Annotated in this window: 19 protein-coding genes; 4 read left to right on the top strand and 15 right to left on the bottom strand. The window is 66.0% G+C overall.

Annotated features, from left to right (window positions below):
* Positions 1–101 precede the first annotated feature (101 nt).
* Entirely contained in the window at positions 102–1,841 is a 1,740-nt protein-coding gene (gene cdpA / locus WS75_RS21700; protein WP_218919283.1) for a cyclic di-GMP phosphodiesterase CdpA, read from the top strand.
* Positions 1,842–1,871: 30 nt separating this feature from the next.
* A complete protein-coding gene (locus WS75_RS21695) occupies positions 1,872–3,374 on the top strand; it encodes an HDOD domain-containing protein (protein ID WP_059683026.1) in 1,503 nt (500 codons plus the stop codon).
* Between the two features lie 70 nt (positions 3,375–3,444).
* On the opposite strand, the gene WS75_RS21690 is transcribed toward WS75_RS21695, so the two are convergent.
* The 7 genes from WS75_RS21690 to WS75_RS21660 form a co-directional block, all read right to left on the bottom strand.
* A complete protein-coding gene (locus WS75_RS21690) occupies positions 3,445–4,239 on the bottom strand; it encodes an ABC transporter substrate-binding protein (protein WP_059467138.1) in 795 nt (264 codons plus the stop codon).
* Positions 4,240–4,594: 355 nt separating this feature from the next.
* Positions 4,595–5,629: a succinylglutamate desuccinylase gene (gene astE, locus WS75_RS21685; RefSeq protein WP_179948936.1), complete on the bottom strand. Its 1,035-nt coding sequence runs from the start codon at positions 5,627–5,629 to the stop codon at positions 4,595–4,597.
* A gap of 7 nt (positions 5,630–5,636) precedes the next feature.
* Entirely contained in the window at positions 5,637–6,977 is a 1,341-nt protein-coding gene (astB, locus tag WS75_RS21680; protein WP_059683022.1) for an N-succinylarginine dihydrolase, read from the bottom strand.
* Positions 6,978–6,991: 14 nt separating this feature from the next.
* Positions 6,992–8,455 (bottom strand): succinylglutamate-semialdehyde dehydrogenase, encoded by a 1,464-nt coding sequence (gene astD, locus WS75_RS21675; RefSeq protein WP_059683020.1) that lies wholly within the window; start codon positions 8,453–8,455, stop codon positions 6,992–6,994.
* A gap of 7 nt (positions 8,456–8,462) precedes the next feature.
* On the bottom strand, positions 8,463–9,494 hold the full coding sequence (gene astA, locus WS75_RS21670) for an arginine N-succinyltransferase (RefSeq protein WP_059683018.1): 1,032 nt from the start codon (positions 9,492–9,494) through the stop codon (positions 8,463–8,465).
* Positions 9,491–10,543, bottom strand: coding sequence for an arginine/ornithine succinyltransferase subunit alpha (gene aruF, locus WS75_RS21665; RefSeq protein WP_059683016.1), 1,053 nt, complete (start codon positions 10,541–10,543; stop codon positions 9,491–9,493). Before aruF ends, astA begins: the two co-directional genes overlap by 4 nt.
* A gap of 30 nt (positions 10,544–10,573) precedes the next feature.
* Positions 10,574–11,806 carry an aspartate aminotransferase family protein gene (locus WS75_RS21660; RefSeq protein ID WP_059683013.1) on the bottom strand — a complete coding sequence of 411 codons (1,233 nt, stop codon included), beginning with the start codon at positions 11,804–11,806 and terminating at the stop codon, positions 10,574–10,576.
* A gap of 768 nt (positions 11,807–12,574) precedes the next feature.
* On the opposite strand from WS75_RS21660, the gene WS75_RS21655 reads away from it, so the two are divergent.
* Together WS75_RS21655 and WS75_RS21650 are read left to right on the top strand one after the other, a co-directional pair.
* The gene (locus WS75_RS21655) at positions 12,575–13,156 is read left to right on the top strand and encodes a PAAR domain-containing protein (RefSeq protein WP_059683011.1); all 582 of its coding nucleotides are present in this window, start codon (positions 12,575–12,577) and stop codon (positions 13,154–13,156) included.
* Positions 13,149–13,766: a type VI secretion system amidase effector protein Tae4 gene (locus tag WS75_RS21650; RefSeq protein WP_059683008.1), complete on the top strand. Its 618-nt coding sequence runs from the start codon at positions 13,149–13,151 to the stop codon at positions 13,764–13,766. The genes WS75_RS21655 and WS75_RS21650 overlap by 8 nt, the downstream gene beginning before the upstream one ends.
* 733 nt (positions 13,767–14,499) lie before the next feature.
* Here the strand turns inward: WS75_RS21650 and WS75_RS21640 are convergent.
* From WS75_RS21640 to hpnJ, 8 genes are all read right to left on the bottom strand, one after another.
* Positions 14,500–15,537 (bottom strand): GlxA family transcriptional regulator, encoded by a 1,038-nt coding sequence (locus WS75_RS21640; RefSeq protein WP_059683004.1) that lies wholly within the window; start codon positions 15,535–15,537, stop codon positions 14,500–14,502.
* A 21-nt stretch (positions 15,538–15,558) separates the two neighbouring features.
* Positions 15,559–16,359 carry an ABC transporter ATP-binding protein gene (locus WS75_RS21635; RefSeq protein ID WP_059683002.1) on the bottom strand — a complete coding sequence of 267 codons (801 nt, stop codon included), beginning with the start codon at positions 16,357–16,359 and terminating at the stop codon, positions 15,559–15,561.
* A 21-nt stretch (positions 16,360–16,380) separates the two neighbouring features.
* Entirely contained in the window at positions 16,381–17,094 is a 714-nt protein-coding gene (locus WS75_RS21630; protein WP_059447650.1) for an ABC transporter permease, read from the bottom strand.
* Positions 17,091–17,780 (bottom strand): ABC transporter permease, encoded by a 690-nt coding sequence (locus tag WS75_RS21625; protein WP_059523652.1) that lies wholly within the window; start codon positions 17,778–17,780, stop codon positions 17,091–17,093. The genes WS75_RS21630 and WS75_RS21625 overlap by 4 nt, the downstream gene beginning before the upstream one ends.
* Before the next feature lie 265 nt (positions 17,781–18,045).
* Positions 18,046–18,603 carry a hypothetical protein gene (locus WS75_RS21620; protein WP_059683000.1) on the bottom strand — a complete coding sequence of 186 codons (558 nt, stop codon included), beginning with the start codon at positions 18,601–18,603 and terminating at the stop codon, positions 18,046–18,048.
* Positions 18,604–18,690: 87 nt separating this feature from the next.
* Entirely contained in the window at positions 18,691–19,731 is a 1,041-nt protein-coding gene (locus tag WS75_RS21615) for a lysylphosphatidylglycerol synthase domain-containing protein (protein ID WP_059682999.1), read from the bottom strand.
* Positions 19,728–20,612, bottom strand: a complete 885-nt coding sequence (hpnK, locus tag WS75_RS21610) for a hopanoid biosynthesis-associated protein HpnK (RefSeq protein ID WP_059682996.1) — start codon at positions 20,610–20,612, stop codon at positions 19,728–19,730. The genes WS75_RS21615 and hpnK overlap by 4 nt, the downstream gene beginning before the upstream one ends.
* A gap of 3 nt (positions 20,613–20,615) precedes the next feature.
* Positions 20,616–22,058 carry a hopanoid biosynthesis associated radical SAM protein HpnJ gene (gene hpnJ / locus WS75_RS21605; RefSeq protein WP_306170134.1) on the bottom strand — a complete coding sequence of 481 codons (1,443 nt, stop codon included), beginning with the start codon at positions 22,056–22,058 and terminating at the stop codon, positions 20,616–20,618.
* Positions 22,059–22,197 lie beyond the last annotated feature (139 nt).

The following is a 22,197-nucleotide window of genomic DNA, read 5'->3' as shown; positions in this document are numbered from 1 at the left end:
CGAGATACATGGAAGCCAACAGGAAACAGACGCCACGCAAGGGCTCCTGGCGCAACGCCTTGCATACGCTGCGCCGCTTCGCCTGGTCGGGCGGCGCGCTGATGCCTGCACGCGCCGGCGCGCCGCGCCGCGACGACACCGTGCGCAACTGGCTGGAACAGACGGTCGGCACGGTGGATTTCCTCGCCCATGTCGACCGCGAGCTGCGCTTTCTGTACGTGTCCGACGCGAGCCTGCGCTTCATCGGTTATCACCGCGACTACCTGCACACGCTGACGCTGCGCGACCTGATCGCGGAACAGGATACCGCGGCGCTCGAAAGCCTGCTTGCGCGCGCCGCGCGTTCCGGCCAGGTCGAGAAGGCGACGATGTGCATCGTGAAGTCGCTCACCTACCCGCTCGACGTCGAGATCCGCGCGTTCAAGAGCCGCCATCACGGCGTCGATGGCTTCGCGATCGCGGCGTTCGACGTGTCGGCCTGGCGTGCGCTCGAGGCGCGCCTGACGTACGAAATGCACCACGACCCGATGACGGGGCTCGACAATCTGTCGGCGCTCGTGCCCGCGCTGATGCGCGCGCAACAGGCCGCCGACGAAAGCGGCACCTGCGCGGCGCTGCTGCTGCTCGACCTCGACGACTACCAGCGCATCAACCGCGCGCTCGGCTACGACGCCGGCGACACGCTGCTGCGCGACACCGCGCAGCGGCTGCAGGCGCTCGTCGCGCCCGGCGAGCAGCTCGCGCGCGTCGCGAGCGACAAGTTCGCGATCGTGTTCACCGCGCCGGACCGCACGCGGGCGAGCAATGCCGCCGACGCGCTCGCGCGCCGGCTGCAGGCCGCGGTGCGTGAGCCTTACGCCTACCAGGGGCAGACCGTCCACCTGTCCGCGAGCATCGGCATCGCGCTGTACCCGGACGAACGCGCCGCGCCCCACCGCGCGCAGCATCACAGCCCGCTGCTGCGCCGCGCCGACCATGCGCTCGCGCAGGCAAAGGCGTCCGGCGGCAATGCGCTCGCGTTCCATGAGCCGGTCGACGACCCGGCCGACGCGGAACGACTGAAGCTCGAGGCCGACCTGTACGACGGCGTGCGCAACGGCGAGTTCTCGCTGCACTTCCAGCCGATCACGCGCAGCCAGTCGGGTGCGGTGGACGGCGTCGAGGCGCTGATCCGCTGGCGTCATCCGGTGCACGGCCTCGTGCCGCCGGCAACCTTCATTCCGCTCGCCGAGTCGATCGGCCTCATCAACTATCTCGGCAACTGGGTGCTCAAGGCCGCGTGCATGCAGCTCGTCGCCTGGGATCGCCAGGGGCTCGCGCTGCAGTACGTGGCGGTCAACGTGTCGCCGCAGCAGTTCCGCGACCCGCGCTTCGCGCAAAGCGTGCGCGAGGCGATCGCGTTGACGGGCATCGACCCGCGCCGCATCGTGCTGGAAATCACCGAAAGCCTGCTGATGCACGATCCCGCGCAGGCGAAGGGGCTGCTCGAGGAGCTGACCGCGCTCGGCATCCGCTTCGCGATCGACGATTTCGGTACCGGCTATTCGAGCCTTGCGTACCTGCAGCGCTTCCCGCTCGCGAAGCTGAAGATCGACCGCAGCTTCGTCGAGAACCTGCTGACGTCACGCAACGATCGCGCGATCGTGTCGGCCGTGGTCGGCCTCGCGCAAACGCTCGATCTCGAGCTCGTCGCGGAAGGCGTCGAGACCGAGGCGCAGCGCGAGCTGCTGACCGAGATGGGCTGCAACCACATCCAGGGCTGGCTCGTCTGTCAGGCGCTGCCGTCCGAGGAGCTCGCGCGGCGCTTCGAGGCGCAGCAGCTGCGCCTGCACGCCGCCTGACACGCGCGGCGAACCGGATACATCCGTATTATGTCAATCACCGCACACCTGCCCCGCACGGCGCTGCTCGACAAGCTGTGGGCCCGGATGAACGAACGGGGCGACTTCCCGCTGCTGTCGGAGTCGCTACGCGCGACGATGGCCGCGATGACGAACGACGACCTCGACTTCACCGCGCTCGTGCGCGTCGTGCTGTCGGATTTCGCGCTCACGCAGAAAGTCCTGCGGCTCGCCAATTCCGCGATGTACATGGCGTTCGGCGGCAACATCACGACCGTCACGCGGGCGCTGATGGTGCTCGGCATGGACACCGTCGGCCATCTCGTCGTCGGGCTCAAGCTCGTCGACCATTTCCACCAAAGCACGCCGCGCCGCATCGACGCGAAGCTCGAGCTGAACCGCGCGCTGCTGTCCGGTTGCGTCGCCCGCAAGCTGACCGAGCACGCCGAGTTGCGCGGCGGCGAGGAAGCCGTCGTCTGCACGCTGATGCGTCAGGTCGGCAAGCTGCTGGTGGTGTGCTATCTCGACAGCGAGTGGGACCGGATCCGGCGCCGCGCCGCCGAGCTGAACGGCGACGAAGCGGCCGCGTGTGTCGACGTCCTGGGCGTCGGCTTCGACGAGATCGGTCTCGAGGCCGCCGCGAGCTGGCGGCTGCCCGACGTGATCCGCGCCGGCATGGCCGACGGCGACGGCGGCAGCGACGGCCTCGACGAGGACGACATCGACGAAGACCGCCAGCGGCCCCGCGACGCCAGCGCCGACGACAGCCCCGACCGCGTGCGCTGGCTGCGCGCGGTGAGCCGCTGCTCGACCGACGTCGCCGGTGCGCTCGCGATGCCCGCAGGCCCGCAGCGCGAGGCGCATATCGCGGCCCTCGCGCAGCACTACGAGCAGGAGCTGGACATCGACGCCGGCGCGCTGGTGGAAATCGCCGACCGGCTCGCACGCGAGGAAGCGAGCGACACCGTGATGCGCGAGATCGTCGAGCTGCGCGCGAACGCCGACGCGATCGCGCGGGCGCAGCCCGATCCCGAGGCATGCCTCGAGGCCGGCCTCGCCGACCTGCGCGCGCTGCCGTCCGAACACGTGCTGACGCCGGTGCTCGCACTCGCGTCGGAAAGCCTGCTCGCGGGCCTCGCGTTCACGCGGACCGTGATGTTCGTGCGCCGTGAAGACGGCGCGTTCGCCGCGCGGCTCGGCTTCGGCCCGGACGTCGATGCGGCGCTCGACCGGCTGTGCTTCGACGAGCGCTTCGAGCCGGACGTGTTCCATCTCGCGATCACGAACTCGGTCGGCATCTTCATCGAGCAGGCGCAGGACCCGAAGATGGTGAAGCGCCTGCCCGCGTGGTATCTCGATGCGCTTCCCGGCACGCGCGCGTTCGTGCTGCTGCCGGTGCGCGTCGGCACGAAGACCGTCGGCCTGCTGTACGGCGACTGGGCCGGTGCGCAGCCTGCGCGCAAGATCACGCAGCAGGAGATGAGCGTGCTGAACGAGCTCGCGCGCGAACTGGGGCGGTTCTTCCCCGCGTAACGCAAGCGGCGCCCCAAAAGCAAACCGGCCGCGAAAGCGGCCGGCTGAATCGTGCGACGGATCGAAACGCTTACTTGAGCGTGACCGGCACGCTGAAGTACTTCTTCGCGAGATTGTCGATCGTGCCGTCGGCCTTCAGTTCCTTCAGCGCCTGATCGAGCGCCGTCTTCAGCGCCGCGTCGTTCTTGCGCAGACCGAAACCGACGCCCGAGCCGAGGATCTCCGCATCGCTGACCGTGCCGCCGGCGAAGCCGAAGCCCTGGCCTTGCGGCTTCGACAGGAAGCCCTTCGAGCCCGCCTCCGAATCCTGGAACGTCGCGTCGAGACGGCCCGACTTCAGGTCGGCGTAAGCCAGGTCCTGCGTCTGGTACGGCACGACGTCGACGCCGGCCGGCGCCCACTTCTTCTTCGCGTACGCTTCCTGGATCGTGCCCTGCAGCACGCCGACGCGCTTGCCCTTCAGCGCTTGCGGGGTCGGCAGCAGGCCGCTGCCCTGCTTCGCGATCAGCTGGTTCGGGATCGTGTAGATCGGATCGGTGAACGCGATCGCGTGCTTGCGCTGGTCGGTGATCGTCATGTCCGAGTTGATCGCGTCGAACTTGCGCGCCTGCAGCGCGGGGATCAGGCCGTCGAAGTCGTTCTCGACCCACACGCACTTCGTCTTCAGCTTCGCGCACACTGCGTTGCCGATGTCGATGTCGAAGCCGGTCAGCTTGCCGTCGGGCGTCTTGTATTCGAACGGCGCGTACGAGGCCTCGACGCCGAACCGGATCTCCTTCAGATCCGCAGCCATCGCGCTGCCTGCCGCCACGGCCGATGCCGCCACCACCGCATGCGCGGCCACTTTACGCCAATCCAACTTCATCAGGTGTTCTCCTCGATACTCGAATGTTCCGGAACTACGGGCGCATGCATCATTGCAGGGTCGGATGACAACGACAATGCCGATGCCGCGCCTTGATGCGGCGCAACAGCCGCAAGGGCGCGATTGTACCAATCCGCGCGGCCCGATACGGCAAAGCGGCCGCCGGCACACGATGCTGCACTGCATGCGCGATGACGGCCGGATGCGCCGTCGAACTTGCAAGACGATGTCGCAAATACGCAAGGCGCGACGCGCGGGCCGTCTGCGCGGCAGGCGGGCGTCGACGCACTGCGGGGATGTTGCCGGACGATGCGCGGGCGACGGATCACCGCAGCCGCGCACCGCCGGCCTTCCGTCAGACGAGCGCGGCGAGCGTCTCGCGCGTGGTGTCGACGACGAGCAGGCCCGCGCGCAAACCCGGCTTCACGGTCGGATTCGGAAACACGATGCGCTCCTCGTCGTGCTGCACCGTGTAGCGGTAGTCGCCGTCCTGCGCGAGCACGGTGCCGCGCGCGAACGCCGTGAAGTTCGCGACGTCGGCCGCGACGAACAGCTCGAGCGCGTCGCTCTGCTTCGTGATCTGGTCGATCACCGTGAACACGCGCGGCAACGGCGGATGGTCGACGTCGCGCGGCGCGCCCGAGACGAGTTTGCGCACCGCATGATCGGCCGACGCGAAGCGCGACAGATCGTTCTGGCCGAACGGCCGCACCTTGCCGAGTTCGAGCGTGCAGGCGAGCGCGCCGCAATGCTCGGCCGTGTAATGCGAATACGTATTGCCCTTCGCGGTATGCAGCAGCACGGCCGCGATGCGCGCATCGCCGAGCCATTCGACCATCGCGCGGGTCGGCGGCGTGCCCGTGTGCGGCAGCAGCGCGAACTGCTCGAACACCGATGCGCGGATCGCCGTGTGCATGTCGATGTGCCAGCGCGCACCGCCCGCCGGCGCGGCCGCGAAGAACGCGGCGGCCGCCGCTTCGAGTTGCACCGCGCGCGGCGCTTCGCGGCTCGCGGGCACTTGCGCGTGACGGCCGCTGAACAGGCGGTTCAGGTCGTCGTCGAGATAGCGTTCGCCCGCGCGCATCGCCGGCACGTTGCCGAGTACGACGAGCAATCGGCACGCGAGCGGCAGCGTGCCTGCCGCGACATCGCGCACGAGCATCGACAGCAGCTCGATCGGCGCGGTCTCGTCGCCATGCACGCCGGCCGACACGAGCACGCTCGCTGCATCGCCGGCCCCATCGGCCGAAGCCGGCTCGAGCTGGAGCAGCCCGTCGCCGAGCCATTGCCAGCGCACCGCACCGTCCGCGCACGTGCCGTCCTTCACGGGCGGCGCGTCGCCCGCGAGCGTGAACGCGAGAAAATCGTCGAGCAGCGCGGCGCCCGGCATGCGGGACTCAGCGCTGGAAGTCATACAGCGACCCGACGCGCAGGATCTGCGTGAGTTCGTCGAGCGCCGTGCGCGATTCGTCGAGCAGCGTCGGATCGGCGAGGTCTTCCGGTGCGAGACGGTCGCGGTAATGCTTTTCGATCCACGCGTCGAGCGACGTGAACAGCGTGTCGTTGATCCACACGTTCGACGTGACGGCCGCGCGCTCGGCCTCGTTCAGCACGACGCGCAGGCGCAGGCACGCGGGGCCGCCGCCGTTCTTCATGCTTTCGCGCAGGTCGAACACCAGTACGTCCCGGATCGGCCCGTTGCCTGCCGCGAGCTGGTCCAGATAGGCGGCGACGTTCGCGTTCTCGCGGCACTCCTGCGGCACGACGAGCACCTGCGAGCCGTCCGCGCGCGACAGCAGCTGGCTGTTGAACAGATAAGACGTCACCGCGTCGTTCACGCTCACGGCGGCCTCCGGCACCTCGATCACGTTCAGGCGCGCGCCGCGTGCGTCGAGCGCGGCGGTCAGCGTGTCGTAGATCGCCTGCTTGTTGACGAACGCGCGCTCGTGCGTGAACAGCGTGTCGCGGTTGCCGACCGAGATCACGTCGTTGTGGAACACGCCTGCGTCGATCACGTCCGGATCCTGCTGCGCATAGACCGTCGCTTCTTCGGCGAGCCCGTGGCGATGCGCAACCGCGCGGCTCGCCTCGAAGGTCTGGCGCGCCGGGAAGCGCTTCGGCTCGGGGCCGCGGCGATATTCCGAGCGGCCGTACACGAAGAACTCGACGCCCGGCTTGCCGTATTCGGCGCAGAAACGCGTGTGGTTCGCCGCACCTTCGTCGCCGAGTGCCGGCGTGCCCGTCAGCGCCTCGTGCACCGCGAAGTGCGCGGGATCGGCGAACAGCGTCGACAACGTGCGGCGCGTCGCTTCGTGCTCGATCGCGCGATGCAGCTTGCTGCACAGGTTGGCCGGCGTGAAGTGCACGCGGCCGTCGCTCGTGTCGGCCGACGGGCTGACGGTTGCCGCGTTCGCGGTCCACATCGCCGACGCCGAGCTCGCCGCGGCGAGCAATTCGGGCGCCTGCTTCGCGGCCTTCGCGATCACGTCCGCGTCCTTGCCGGAGAAGCCGAGCTCGCGCAACAGGCGCAGCGACGGGCGCTCCTGCGGCGGCAGCACGCCTTGCGCGAAGCCGAGATCCGCGAGCTGCTTCATCTTGCGCAGCCCCTGCTTCGCGGCGGCCTTCGGGTTCGCGGCCGACTTCTCGTTGTTGAGCGACGCCACGTTGCCGAACGACAGCCCGGCGTAATTGTGGGTCGGGCCGACGAGTCCGTCGAAATTGGCTTCTTGTGCGTTCATCGTCGTTCCCTCGATCAGAAATGCAGGCCCGGCGACAGGCTCGCGGGCAAGGTCAGTTCGGTGCTTTCCACCGACGCCATCGGATACGCGCAATAGTCGGCCGCGTAGTACGCGCTCGGCCGATGATTGCCCGAGCGGCCCGTGCCGCCGAACGGTGCGGCGGACGATGCACCGTTGGTCGGGCGGTTCCAGTTGACGATCCCCGCCCGGATCGTGCGGCGAAAGTGGTCCCATGCCTGCGCGTCGTCGGCCAGCAAGCCGGCGGACAGGCCGAACGCCGTGTCGTTCGCGCGCTCGATCGCTTCGTCGAACGTCGCGTAGCGGACGATCTGCGCGAGCGGGCCGAAATGCTCTTCGTCGGGCAGGTTCGCCACGCCGGTCACGTCGATGATCGACGCGTTCACGAAACCGAGGCGCGGATCGCGCTGCGTCATCGCGATGATCGGCTTCGCGCCCTGCTCGATCAGACGCGACTGCGCGTCGACGAGCTTCGCGGCCGCGCGTGCCGAGATCACCGCGCCCATGAACGGCTGCGGATCGGCGTCGAACACGTCGGCCGTGATCTTCGACGTGACGTCGACGAAACGTGCGAGGAAGCGGTCGCCGAACGCGCCTTGCGGCACGAAGATGCGGCGTGCGCACGTGCAGCGCTGGCCGGCCGACAGGAACGCCGACTGGATCGTGTGATGCACGGCCGCGTCGATGTCCTCGACTTCGCCGATCACGAGCGGGTTGTTGCCGCCCATTTCGAGCGCGAGCACGATTTCCGGACGGCCGCCGAACTGCTTGTGCAGCAGCGTGCCGGTGTCCGAGCTGCCGGTGAAGAACAGCCCGTCGATCTGCCGATGATTCGCGAGCGCGATGCCCGTGTCCTTCTCGCCCTGCACGAGGTTCAGCACGCCTGCCGGCAGCCCGGCTTCCTGCCACACCTCGACCGTCGCGCGCGCGACACCCGGCGCGAGCTCCGACGGCTTGAACACGACCGCGTTGCCCGCGATCAGCGCCGGCACGATATGGCCGTTCGGCAAGTGGCCGGGGAAGTTGTACGGGCCGAACACCGCGACGACGCCGTGCGGACGATGGCGCAGCACCGCGACGCCGTCGGCCATGTCCTGGCGCTTCTCGCCGGTGCGTTCCTGGTACGCCTGGATCGAGATGCCGACCTTCGCGGCCATCGCCGCGACTTCGGTGCGCGCTTCCCACAGCGGCTTGCCCGTCTCGCGGCCGATCGCGGTGGCGATCGCTTCCTTGCGCTCGGTGAGCAGCGCCGCGAAGCGCTTGGCGATCGCGCAGCGCGATTCGAAGTCGAGTGCCGACCAGCCGGCGAATGCGCGACGCGCGCTCGCGACCGCACGGTCGACGTCGGCCGCCGATGCGCTCGCGCCCTGCCAAGCGATCGCGTCGGTGCCCGGGTTGCGCGAAGCGAAGACGGGGCCCGAGCCTGCGACCCAGGCGCCGTCGATGAAGAGTTCCGTCATGATTCGTTTATCCCTGTTTGACTTTGAGCGGCAGCACGCGGACCGGATCGCCGGCCTTCACGTCGAGCGCGGCGGCATCGTCGGCCGACAGCACGAACGCGCCATTCGCGACCACGCCCGGCGCGACGCCGACGCGGAAATCGCCGAGCGACGTATTCGACACGAGCGACTTCGGTGCGTCGTCCCGCGCATCCGGCTCGCCGATCGCGACCGGCACGACGACGCTTTCGCGCACCGTGCGCAGGTCGTTGACGTGGCATTCGAGCACCGGGCCCGCGTCGAAGATGTCGACGTGATTCTGGTAACGCAGCCCTTCCGCTTCGAGCATCTTGCGGGCCGGCAGCGTGTCGCGGTGCGTGAGGCCGACCGCGTCCTGCGCGTCCTGCGGCAGCAGGTCGACGTACACCGGATAGCGCGGCATCAGTTCCGCGAGGAACGACTTGCGGCCGTGCGAACTGAGATAGTCGGCCGCGTTGAAATCGATCTGGTAGAAGTGCGAACCGACCGCGCGCCAGAACGGCGACGTGCCGTCTTCGTCGAAGTGGCCGCGCAATTCCGCGCAGATGCGTTCCGGAAAGCGCTCGCGGAACTGCGCGATGAACATGAAGCGCGAGCGCGACAGCAGGCCGCCGACACCGCCCGTGCGATAGCGCGGGCTCAGGAACAGCGAGCACACTTCCGCGTAGCCAGTCAGGTCGTGCGAGATGTTCAGTGCGTGCATCCGCGTCCACACGCCGAGCTCCTGGCTCGCATGCACGACCGTGCTCACGCGATAGTTGTAGAACGGCTGTTCGAGGCCGACCTGCGACTCGATCCCGCACACGCCCGCGATGTCGCCCGTCTTCGACTCTTCCATCACGAAGAAGTAGCCGGCTTCGCCCGGCGCGGCCTCGCCGTCGAGCGTGCGGCGCGTGCGTTCGATGCGCGCGGCGAGCGCGTCGCGGTCGGGCTTGAACGTGGTCAGGCCCGGCCCGGTTTCCTTCGCGAGCGACACGAGCGCGTCGACGTCGCCCGTTTGTACGACCCGAACGACGATCATGCTGCGTCTCCCTTCATCTCTTCATCGTCGCGGCGATGCAGCGGCACGCAGCGCACGACATCGCCATCCTTTACATCGAGTGCCGCGCGCACCTCGCCGGCCAGCGGCGCGTCGGCCGTGTCGCCCGGCAGGTCGGCCAGCACGCAGCGGAACGATTCGCCGCTGCCCGTCGACACCATGTACGCGACATCGCCCTGCTGACGCGCGGCTTCGCGCACGATGCGCTCCGCGCCATGCTTCACGCATGCGGTGCGGTCGACCTGCGCGGTCAGCACCGGGCCCGCGTCGAAGATGTCGACGAAGCGGTCCGGCTCGAAACCTTCTTCGAGATGGATGTCGTAGGCGAGCAGTGCCGTTTCGTTCGGCTCGCCGAGCACGCGCTGCGCCGCTTCCGGCAGCAGCGGCACGTAGAGCGGATACGCCGGCATCACTTCCGCGATGAACGTGCGGCTGCGGCCGCCCGACGCGATGTCGACGTCGGTGAAGTTGCGGCCGAAGAACTTGCGGCCCACTGCTTCCCAGAACGGCGATGCCCCCGTGTTGTCGCTCACGCCGAGCAGCAGCGTGAACACTTCCGGCGTGAAGCGGCGGCGGTTGGCGGCGATGTACATCATCCGCGCACGCGAGATCAGGTGCGCGGCCGCGTCGCCGCGCAGCGACGGATCGACGTAGAAGCCCGCCAGCCGGCTCTTGCCGGTCAGCTCATGCGACATCGTGAGCGCGTGGATCTTGCGGTTCACGTGCAACTCGCGCGACGCGTGGATCAGAGCGTCGTTGCGGAACGCGTAGAACGGTTCCGAGTAGCCGGCCGCGGCCACGATGCTCGCCGTGCCGAGCAGCTTGCCCGTCGACGAATCCTCGAGCACGAAGAGATAGAACTCTTCGCCGGCGAAATCGACGTCCGCGCGAAACGAATCCTCGGAGAGCGCCACGCGCGCTTCGAGCGCCGCGCGGTCGTGCGGCAGCGAGTGCAGGACCGGCTGCGCGGTGCGCGCCATGTGCGCGAGCGCATCGAGATCCGTGAGTTTGCCGGGGCGAACAAATAGCATCGTCGTTCCTGTCTGCGATGGGTGCGCCGATCAGCGCGCGGTGGCTTCCTGGGCCGCGAGCACCTGCTCGACTGCCTTCTCGAAGCGCTTCACGCCTTCGTCGAGCAGGTCGAACGGGATCACGAGCGACGGGACGAAGCGCAGCACATTCGGGCCTGCGATCAGCATGATCAGGCCGTTCTCGGCGGCGGCTGCGACGAAGTCCTTCGCGCGGCCGTCGAATGCGGCGGTGAGTTCCGCGCCGACCAGCAGGCCCTTGCCGCGGATGTCCTTGAAGATGCCAAAGCGTGCATTGATGCGTTCCAGCGCGCCCTTCAGCCGAACGCTGCGTTCGCGCACGCCTTCGAGCAGTGCCGGGTCGCCGATCAGTTCGACGACCTTGTCCGCGATCGCCGATGCGAGCGGGTTGCCGCCGTACGTCGTGCCGTGCACGCCGACCTTGAAGTGTGCGGCCAGTTCGTTCGTCGTCAGCATCGCGCCGATCGGGAAGCCGTTGCCGAGCGCTTTCGCGGTCGTGAGGATGTCCGGCGTGACGCCCGTGTCCATGTACGCGTAGAACTGGCCCGTGCGGCCGACGCCCGTTTGCACTTCGTCGAAGATCAGCAGTGCGTCGTTCGCGTCGCATGCTTCGCGCAGTGCCTTCAGGAAGGCCGGATCGGCCGGGATCACCCCGCCTTCGCCCTGCACCGGCTCGACGATCACCGCGCAGGTTTGCGGGCCGATCGCGGCCTTCGCGGCTTCGATGTCGTTGAACGGCAGGTGCTTGATGCCGGCCGGCACCGGGCCGAAGCCTTCCGAGTATTTCGGCTGGCCGCCGACGCTGACCGTGAAGAACGTGCGGCCGTGGAACGACTGGACGAACGACACGATTTCGTATTTGTCGGCGCCATGACGGTCGAATGCGACGCGGCGTGCGAGTTTCAGTGCGGCTTCGTTCGCTTCCGCGCCCGAGTTCGCGAAGAACGCGCGGTCGGCGAAGGTCAGCGATTCGAGGCGCTTGGCGAGGCGCAGCACCGGCTCGTTCGTGTAGCCGTTGCCGATGTGCCAGAGCTTGCGGCCTTGTTCGTCCAGAACCTTCAGCAGTTCCGGGTGGCCGTGACCCAGCGACGTCACTGCGATGCCGCAGGCGAAATCCACATATTCGCGGCCGGCCGTGTCCCACACGCGCGAGCCCTCTGCACGGTCCGGCACGAACGGCGCGGGGGAGAATACCGGCACCATCACTTCATCGAATGTCTGGCGGGTCACGGTCGAGGTCGTCATGGTCGTTCCTTTCGGTTTCGTAAGAGGGTTCAACAGGATCAAGTTTAGGTAAGGGTGACGCAAGCGTCTTGCGGATTTGCGACGGGTTCTATCGGAAGCGCCTTTTTCTGTCGCTATTTTGCCCTTCCGGCAGGGGGCCGCAGGTTTTGGTGTCGGGGTGGGGTTTTGGTGGTGCGCTTGCGGTTTCGTGAAGCACCTGTGATCGTGTCGGTCTATTAGCATCGCCCCTGCGCGGGGCGGCGGTTACTTTTCTTTGTCTTGCCAAAGAAAAGTAACCAAAAGAAAGGCGCTCAGATAACGCATGACTTCCCGGTGCCGTGGCCCACGAAGTGGCCCTCGCCTAAGTGTCCGCGCCAGTCAGGAAACCGGAGTGGTTCGAGCAATGGTTCTGACACCACTCACCACCCAACGGAGCGGTATACCGCCCGCTAGCTCCATCCTCGCTTCGCTCGGCTGACGGGGACGCATCCCTCAAGCAGCACAGTTGGTCGATCGGTTCCGGGGGCCACGGCAAGTAAGCGACGCCACGAATCCCACCCACATGCACCTCGTCATCCTCACGGCCCTTGAGAATAACGGGGCCAGCGAACACGGAATAACGCAGTCGGCACATTGCTTGATAACACAAAGGGTAAATGAACACCGTTCGAGACCGTCCGACAAGTAGTGCAGCCAGCGTGATCACGCCTTCTCAAGTACTTCGAACAATATCGAGATATAGCCTTACGCCGTGCGGCTACCATCGTGACTTTCCGAGAGGGCCAAACGATGAATAGAAGAATTGCGGTTGTGGGCGACAGCCTTTCAAGCGGCGGAACAATTAGCCCATACAGCGGGCCACCATTCCTAGTCCACGGGCATCAAGCAGCCTTGATTGGCGGCAGTGCGTTCTGCACTGCATGTCAATGCACCGGCGTCATCGCAAAGGCCGGCGGGCCATATCGACTCAAGTTTCAGGGAGAGGTCGCACTAGACCGCGATATTGTCCTGTGCGGCTGTTCGACTCCGCCGAGCATCGTTGCTTTGCGTGCCGGTGAAGCATGGTGTGATGATCGGCTAAAGGGTCTCGGTGAGGTCGTTTCGGGCCGAACGACAACGGGCCGCGTCGTGTCGATCAAGCAAGGCGAATTTGATGAGCAGGTCGAGGCGAAGTGTAGCGGCAGTACTGCCCAGGGGCCCGCGGGTTACCCCTATTACATCGAGACGGCAGACGGCCGCATCCATTCCGGCGTGCTCGATGCAAACGGCGAGCTACCGCGCGTCCACACCGGCGACGGCCCCCGAGACTACACCGTCTACTCGGGAGACGAAGCAATTGCAAAAAGACACACCGGGGTGAGTTATGCCTAATCCATCTACGAAGGTCCGCACGAACGACACGCCAAAATCGAAGAAATCTGTACAGCTTCGAGTGCTGTCCTTTCAAGAGCTTTGGAACGCGTACCCGAAGAAAGACCCCTACGACGACCCCACTGGCGAATATGAGAATCAATGCGCCATTCGCATGAGCGTCACGTTTCACAGCATCGGAAGCGACATGAAGTCGTTTTCACAAAATGTGTTGAAGCCGATGCCGGGAAAGAAGGTGCTAGGCCGTCTGATGCTTGGTGGCAAAGCGACAGCGACACGCGCGTACGAGCTGGCTGAATGGTTAAAGCTTCGCCCGTTCCTTGGGCTTGGCAAACCTGACAACATCACTGGTCCAGATTGGCAGACCAAGATAAGAAACCGAACCGGTATCATCTACTTTTTCGGCTACTGGCGACAGGATGGCGATTCTGCCGACACATTCAGCGGCGGTCATATCGACCTATGGAACAAGGACACATTTACACCATCCGTCGTGAGTTTCTTACGCTTCCGCATTGGCATGTCGCAATTCCGCAACCCACTGACAAACAACAGCTGGTTCTCCGACCTGGCCAATTCCAAAGAAATCCTATTCTGGGAAGTGAAATGAAACGTATGGCGCTCGCTATACTAGGCTTCGCGTGGGGCTTGCTCGTCACGTGGGTGACCATCTACGCCCTCAATCACATCCGTTGGCCCGCGGTGAAGTCACATACAGCGGGTTGCAACGACATGGAACACTGCACATCGCATGCGAAGTTCCTGTGGGGCATGTTCGCCATGCTGTTATGGCCCGCTGTCACATGCGCGATATTAAACGCGGTGGCGTATAAACGATGGTCGGGACGTCGTTGGCGAGGAGCATTTTTCGTTGTAACGTTGCTCGCCGCGCTGTTCTATTGCAAGCCATACGTCGGCCCCTACTTAGGTCTTGCCGACTAACCCCTATCGCTGCTCTTGGGGATCAGACGTGCGCCGTCGTCCATTTGTCGCACGCCTCCTGGCAAGGCCACAGCAAGCACCCTCACCTTGCGACTTGAAGACCTTGCAGCCGAGCGAAGCGAGGATGGAGCTAGCGGGCGGTATACCGCTCCGTGGGGTGGCGCGACGAGTCAGAACCATTGCTCGAACCACTCCGGGTTCCTGGCTGGCGCGGACACTTAGGCGAGGGCCACTTCGTGGGCCACGGCACCGGGAAGTCATGCGTTATCCGAGCGCCTTTCTTTTGGTTACTTTTCTTTGGCAAGACAAAGAAAAGTAACCGCCGCCCCGCGCAGGGGCGACGCTAATAGACCGACACGATCACAGGTGCTTCACGCCAAACGGCGAGCAACCCACGAGAATCAATCCTTCGCCCCACGCTCGACCAACGCGCCCCCGCGAGGCTCACTCCCGGTTTGCTTTTCGAGCCAGGCACGCCGGTCCTCCCGAGGCGTCACGCCGAACCGCTCCCGATAGGCATTGGAAAAATGCGCAGCAGAAGAAAACCCACAAGCGAGACTGACCTGCACGACCGATTTGCTCGTGCGCTGCAACTGCGTCCTTGCCTTGAGCAACCGGAGATTGAGGTAATACTTGGAGGGCATCGCCCCGAGATACTGCCGAAAGAGCCTTTCGAGCTGCCGCCGCGACACGCCCACGAGCCCGGCGATCTCATCGGTCGTCAAGGGATCCTCGATATTGGCTTCCATCAAAAGCAACGCGTCGTTCAACCGAGGATGCCGCTCGCCCGGCGCAGTCACGAAAGGAATCCGCTGCCGCTCCTCGCCGCTGCGCAGCGTGCCGGCCCCGAGCGCATCGGCAATCCGCTCACCGAGATCGGGCCCATGTTCCCGGCCGATCATGGCCAGCATGAAATCCACGGTCGCCTGCCCGCCCGCGCACGTCGCGCGGTCCCGATCGATCTCGAAGATCTGCTGCGTGACGATCGACCGCTCGAACTGCTCGGCGAACTGCTGATACGTCTCCCAGTTCACGCTCACGCGATATCCGGAAAGCTGCCCGGCCATCGCAAGCCACCACACGCCGTGGTGAATGCCGGTCACGACCGGCGTCCGCTGCCCGACCCGCGCGAGACTCGCGAGAAACAACCGATAGTCGGCAAACTGCTGAAACCGCTCCGACACGACGATCAGCCAGTCGCACGCGATCGCATCGTTGAACGCCGCATCGGCATGCCACTGCGCCCCGCCGACGAGCGGCACCGGCCGCCCGTCCCACGAACACACCTGCCAGCGATACAGCAAGCGCCCGTCGATCTCGTTCGCGAGATGCAACGCATCGACGATCGGCCCCACGCCCGACATCGACACGGGCGGCAATGCAACGATCGCCACCTGCGTCGTGCGGGTGGCGCCTGCGGGACGAGACACCGGTACCACGTATGAAACCCGCCCTTCGCGTTACTTGAGACTGCCCGACAGGAACTGCTTCAGACGCTCGCTCTGCGGACGCACCAGCACCTCCTTCGGATCACCCTCTTCCTCGGTCCGCCCCTGATGCAGGAACATCACGTGGTTCGACACGTTGCGCGCGAAACCCATCTCGTGCGTGACGACGATCATCGTGCGGCCTTCCTCGGCCAGCTTCTGCATCACCTTCAGCACTTCGCCGACGAGTTCCGGGTCGAGCGCCGAGGTCGGTTCGTCGAACAGCATCACGTCGGGATGCATCGCCAGCGCACGCGCGATCGCGACACGCTGCTGCTGCCCGCCCGACAGATGCGACGGATACTGCTTCTCGACGCGCGGCGCGAGGCCGACCTTCTCCAGGTACTCGCGCGCACGCTCCTCGGCTTCCTTCTTCGAAATGCCGAGCACGTGCACCGGCGCTTCCATCACGTTCTCGAGCACATTCATGTGCGCCCACAGATTGAAGTGCTGGAACACCATCGCGAGCTTCGTGCGGATGCGCTGCAACTGCTTGTGATCGGCAACCTCGAGCGCGCCGGTGCGGTCGGTCTTCGTGCGCACTGCCTCGCCGTCGACGACGATCTGCCCCGCATTCGGCCGCTCGAGAAAATTGATGCAGCGCAGGAACGTGCTCTTGCCCGAACCGCTCGCACCGATGATGCTGATGACGTCGCCCGCCTTCGCGTTCAACGACACGCCCTTGAGCACCTCGTTGTCGCCGTAGCGCTTGTGAATGTCGACCGCTGCAAGCTTGACGGAAGCGGACGCGCTCGTTTGAGTGATCTCGGCCAACTGGCTCTCCTCGAAGTGAAATCAATGACGGCCGGCCGCGAGATACGCGAGCCAGTGGCGCTCCGCCCGGCGAAATGCCGCGACGAGTGCGAACGATACCGCAAGATAGATCAGCGCGGCGATTCCGAACGACTGGAACGCCATGTAGGTCGCGGAATTGGCGTCGCGCGCGACCTTCAGGATGTCGGGCACGGTCGCCGTGAACGCGACGGTGGTCGCGTGCAGCATCAGGATCACCTCGTTGCTGTACAGCGGCAGCGCGCGGCGCAGCGCCGACGGCAGGATCACCCGGCGGTACATCGTGAACGGCGACATCCCGTAAGCACGCGCTGCCTCGACCTCGCCGTGGGGAATCGCGCGAATCGCGCCGGCGAAGATCTCGGTCGTGTACGCGCAGGTGTTCAGCGCGAACGCGAGGATCGCGCAATTGAAGCCGCTGCGGAAAAACGCGTCGAGCAGCGAGTGCGACCGCACGAACTCGAGGCTGTACATGCCCGTGTACATCAGCAGCAGTTGCACGTAGAGCGGCGTGCCGCGGAACACGTACGTGTAGAACCGCACCGGCATCGAAAGCCACTTCTTCTTCGATACGCGCGCGACCGCGAGCGGCACTGCGCACACGAAGCCGAGCGAAATCGACGCGACGAGCAGCCACAGCGTCACCGCAAGGCCGGAGAGGCGCTGGCCGTCCCAGTAAAGGAACGCCTGGCCGAATTCCTGGAGGATCTCGATCATAGTTCTGCGTGCCGCACGCCCATGGAATAACGCTTCTCGAGCTGGATCAGCACGAGGTTGGAAACGGTCGTGATCGCGAGGTAGATCAGCGCCGCAACGAGGATGAAGAAGAACATGTTGAACGTGCTCTTGCCGGCGTCCTGCGCGGCCTTCACGACGTCCGCGAGACCGATGATCGACACCAGCGCGGTCGCCTTCACGAGCACCTGCCAGTTGTTGCCGATGCCCGGCAGCGCGAAACGCATCATCTGCGGAAACATGATCCGCACGAACACGCGCATGCCGCTCATCCCGTAAGCCGCGCCGGCCTCGAGCTGGCCGCGCGGCACCGACAGGAACGCACCGCGGAACGTCTCGGTGAAGTACGCGCCGTAGATGAAGCCGAGCGTCAGCACGCCGGCGACGAACGGGTCGATGTCGATCTGGTCCCAGCCGACGAGGTCGGTGAACTGGTTCAGCCAGATCTGGATGCTGTAGAACAGCAGCAGCATCAGGACGAGATCGGGCACCGAGCGGATCAGCGTCGTATAACCGGTCGCGATCGCTCGCAGCACCCGGTTGTGCGACAGCTTCGCCACCGCGCCGATCAGCCCCAGCGCCACCGCGGCGGCGAGTGACAGCACCGACAGTTCGATGGTCTGCACGGTGCCGGCCCATAGAACAGGACCAAAGCCGTAAAGGAACACGCGCGTCTCCAGTGTTGATATGAACACCGGCGCGCATACCTTTCCGCGCCGGGCTGACGCGGATAGTCGCAAGCGAAATTGATTGCCTCAAATCACCGTGCATGTGATTGCTGCGCCGCAGCAATTCGCGCCACCATTTGCAGGCACGGCCTACGCCACTGTTTCAAAAGGAAAAAAGCCGCTTCCTGACAGTCGGATGACACGCAGGGAAGCGGACTTTTTGCAATTTTCCGGTCGCTTTTTCGATATAGCGCCGCAGCCGGTCTCACCGCCCCTTCAGGATGTCGGAGCGCGAAGTCGTATAGACAAGCCCGTCCGGGCCGAAATGAACGTTAAAGAATGCGTCGGTGTTCACGCCGTCCTCGAGCCAGCGCCAGCTCCACACCGTCTCGGGCTTCAGCGGGTACTGCGCGATGTCGCCCGGCTTGCCGAGCAGGCGCCGCACTTCATCCTCGGTCATCCCGGGACGCACCTTCGCGAAGTTCTCGGCGGTCAGCACCTGCGTCGCGCCCGTGTAGTGCCCGCTCGCGTCGAGGTCGACGAACCAGGTCTGGTTGCCCATCGGGCCGCGCGGATATTCGAAGCGCTTCGAGCCGTCGGTGAAGGCGTGCTCGGTCTCGGGCTTGCCCATCGTGGCACGCACGTCAGCTTCGGTCGATACGCCGGCCTTCAGCCCCTTGAGCAGCAGCGGTGCCGGCTTGATCGCGTTGAAAAAGTCCCTGATACGTTGCACGTCGAAATTGCCTTGCTTGTCGTCGCAGCCGGTCAGCGCCAGCGCGGCGGCCAGGATCGTCACGGGAAGAAGCCGGAAACGGAAAATCATCAGAAGAAATGCGCGTCGAGAAAACACGCGGCAAGGATACCCGCGCGACGCCAAAAGCGCGAGACGGGCGCGCGGCCCGTCTCGTGTTCACTGCATCGTTTCGGTTTGCACCTCGGCCTCGCGGCTCGCCTGCGCCGCGCGCGCCCCGGCCGGCGCGGCCTTGATCCGGCGGCGCGTGCGCACCAGTTCGGCCAGCTGCCACGAACCGAGCGCCAGGCAGCCGAACAGCACCTCGCGGCCGCGCTTGACCAGCGCGAGCGACAGCGCCGTCTCGCGATCGACGCCGAACATCTGCGCGAGCAGCACGACGGTCGCCTCCTGCACGCCGAGACCGCCCGGCACCATGAACGCCGCATGCCGCACGGCCTGCGTCATCGCCTCGATGGCGATCGCGCCGCCGATCGATACCGGATGGCCGAGCAGCGCGAGCGCCCAGTAAATTTCGAGCGCGCCGAGCACATAGCCGGACAGCTGCCAGAAGAACGCGCTGAACAAGAGACTCGTGCGCGACATCAGCCCATCGATGTCGGCGTCGAGCCGCTTGCCGTCGACGCCCTGCAGCAACCGGTGCGAATCGCCGAGCAGACGCCCCGCGAATCGCTCGATCGCGTGGAAGATTCCGCCGCGCCGCATCAGCACGACGCCGAGCACCGGCAGCGGCAGCGTCAGCAGCAGCGCGAGGCCGATCGTGCCGCCGCCCATGTCGTGCGTCGTCGCGAGCAGCAGCACGAGGCCGAGCGCGGCGAACGCATACTGGACGACGATCGTCACCAGCACCTCGACGATCACCGACGCGGTCACGCGGCTCGCATCCGGCACCTGCCAGCGCGCCATCCGGATCCCGACCAGCTCGCCACCGATCCCGACCACCGGCAGCAGCCGGTTCACGGCTTCGCGCACGGTCGCGACCCACCACAGGAACGACAGCGGCGCGCGCCGGTCGAGCAGCTGGTGCCACGCATACGCGTCGAGCAGCAGCGGCAGCGCGTGGAACGGCACGAGCCACAGCAGCGCGAAACCGGCGCGCTCGAGCATCTGCGTCACGTCGCCGATGCCTTCGTGCAACCCGAGCGCGAGCAGGATGCCGATGCCGAGCGGCCAGCCGAGCCATTTGATCCACTTGGTCATGACGGCTGCGCCCCCGCTTCGCGCGACGCTCGTGCGCCGCGCCGCACCGAGGGCTGGCCGAATACGTCGGCAAAACCGCCGGTCGCGACGCCCGCGGCCTTCAGCGCGGCCGCGACGCGCGGCGACAGCAGCGCGTCCAGTTCGTCGACCGGACGGTAATCGGCCATCGTCGGCGTGATCGGGCCGTCGCCCGCTTCGGCCGGATGGCAGTAGATCTCGCCGACTCCGGGCGGCAGCTTGGCCAGCGCGTCGAGCAGCACGGCCTCGTCCATCGCGCCCGTATGCTCGATCCCGACCACGTAGTCGTTGTGTGCGAGCCCCGCGCGGTCGAGCCGCGCGCGCACCAGCGCGATCCACGGCTTGAGCAGCGCGGGCGCACTCGTTTCGTACGGCAGCCGCACCGCGCGCAGCCCGTAGTCGCGGCCGATCTCGATGATCATCGACAGCACGGTCGGATGCAGGTGGAAATGCTTGTGCGCGTTCACGTGGTCGAGCGGCAGGCCGCTCGCCGCGAACGCTTCGAACTGCGCGCGGATCTCGCGGCGCAGCTGCGCACGCACGTGCGGCAGGAAGAAGAAGCGGCAGCCGTCCTTCGCCATCGCGTCGCCGAACCGCCCGTCGGCGCCGACGAGCGCGGGGATCTCATGCGCGGGCAGCGTCGCCGGCCCGTCCGCGAGGACCAGATGCAGGCCGACCGCGAGCGACGGCAGCCGCCGCGCGCGTTCGATCGCATCCTGCGCCGCGGGCGCGCCGACCATCAGGCTCGCGGCGTTCAGCACGCCGTCGCGATGCGCGCGCTCGACCGCCGCGTTGACGCGCGGGTGCAGCCCGAAGTCGTCCGCGGTGAAGATCAGCGCCCGCGCCGCCCGCTGCGTCGACACGAATCAGGCCTCGTGCGCGCGCAGGAAGCGGAAGAACTCGACACCTTCGCGCAGCCGGCGCTTCATCATGTCCCAGCTCGTCAGCATTTCGCGGACGATCTCCCAGATCTTCGACGGACGGAAGTAGAACTGGCGATAGAACTGCTCGAGGTGGTGATAGATCTCGTCGCGCGACAGGTGCGCATAGCCGATCGCCGCCAGCTGCACGCCTTCCTTGCTCACCAGGTTGATGGTCTTGTTCTCTTCCATCCAGCCGTTTTCCACGGCCTGCTTGTAGAGCGTCGTGCCCGGATACGGCGCGGCGAGCGACACCTGGATCGTGTGCGGATTGATTTCCTTCGCGTACTCGATCGTCTTCTTGATGGTCTCCTGCGTCTCGCCCGGCAGGCCGAGAATGAAGGTGCCGTGGATCTTGATGCCGAGCTTCTTGCAGTCCGCGCTGAAGCGGCGCGCGAAATCGGTGCGCACGCCCTTCTTGATGTTCACGAGGATCTGGTCGTCGCCGGATTCGAAGCCGACCAGCAGCAGGCGCAGGCCGTTTTCCTTCATGACCTTGAGCGTCTTGTACGGCACGTTCGCCTTCGCGTTGCACGACCACGTCATGCCGAGCTTGCCCAGGCCGATGGCGATGGCTTCGGCGCGCGGCAGGTCGTCGGTGAAGGTGTCGTCGTCGAACATCAGTTCCTTCACTTCCGGCATGTTGTCGCGGATCCACTTCGCTTCGGCGAGCACGTTCTCGACCGAGCGCGTGCGGTAGCGATGGCCGCTGACCGTCTGCGGCCACAGGCAGAACGTGCAGCGCGACTTGCAGCCGCGGCCCGTGTAGATCGACACGTACGGGTAATTCAGGTAGCCGATGAAGTAGTTGTCGATCTTCAGGTCGCGCTTGTAGACGGGCGCGACGAACGGCAGTTCGTCCATGTTCTCGAGGATCGGACGCGCTTCGTTGTGCTCGATCGAGCCATCCTTCGCGCGCCAGCTCAAGCCCTTGATCTCGGGGAACGGCTTGCCTTCGGCGATTTCCTTGCAGGTGTAGTCGAATTCCTCGCGGCACACGAAGTCGATCGCCTCGCTCGCCGTGAGCGAGTTGTGCGGATCGACCATCACCTTCGCGCCCACCATGCCGACCACCATCGACGGCTTCATCTTCTTCAGATCCTGCGCGAACATCGCGTCGGTCGGGAAGGACGGCGTGCTCGTGTGGATGATCACGAGATCGTAGTCGTTGGCGATCTTCAGCGTCTCTTCGACCGACAGGCCGTCGGCCGGCGCGTCGACGACGCGGCTGCCCGGCACGAGCGCCGCAGGCTGCGCGAGCCACGTCGGGTACCAGAAGGAACGGATTTCGCGCTTCGCCTGGTAGCGCGAACCGGCTCCGCCGTCGAAGCCGTCATACGAAGGGGCCTGCAAGAACAGCGTTTTCATGAATGCTCCGGTAGCCTGCATAGTTCGATTCGTTTCAACGATTCAGTCAATCAACCGCGGGCCGCCCTGCCGGCGCCCGCCTCTCTGTCATGTCGCGTCGCGCGGGCATTGCCGCGCGGCGCGTCTCGGCCTTCGGGCCGGATTCGATCGGGACCGGACG

The sequence above is a fragment of the Burkholderia sp. FL-7-2-10-S1-D7 genome (assembly GCF_001524185.1).
Lineage (GTDB): Bacteria > Pseudomonadota > Gammaproteobacteria > Burkholderiales > Burkholderiaceae > Burkholderia > Burkholderia diffusa.
Note: the sequence above shows the minus strand (reverse complement) of the source record. Positions and strands in the feature narration are given on the sequence as shown.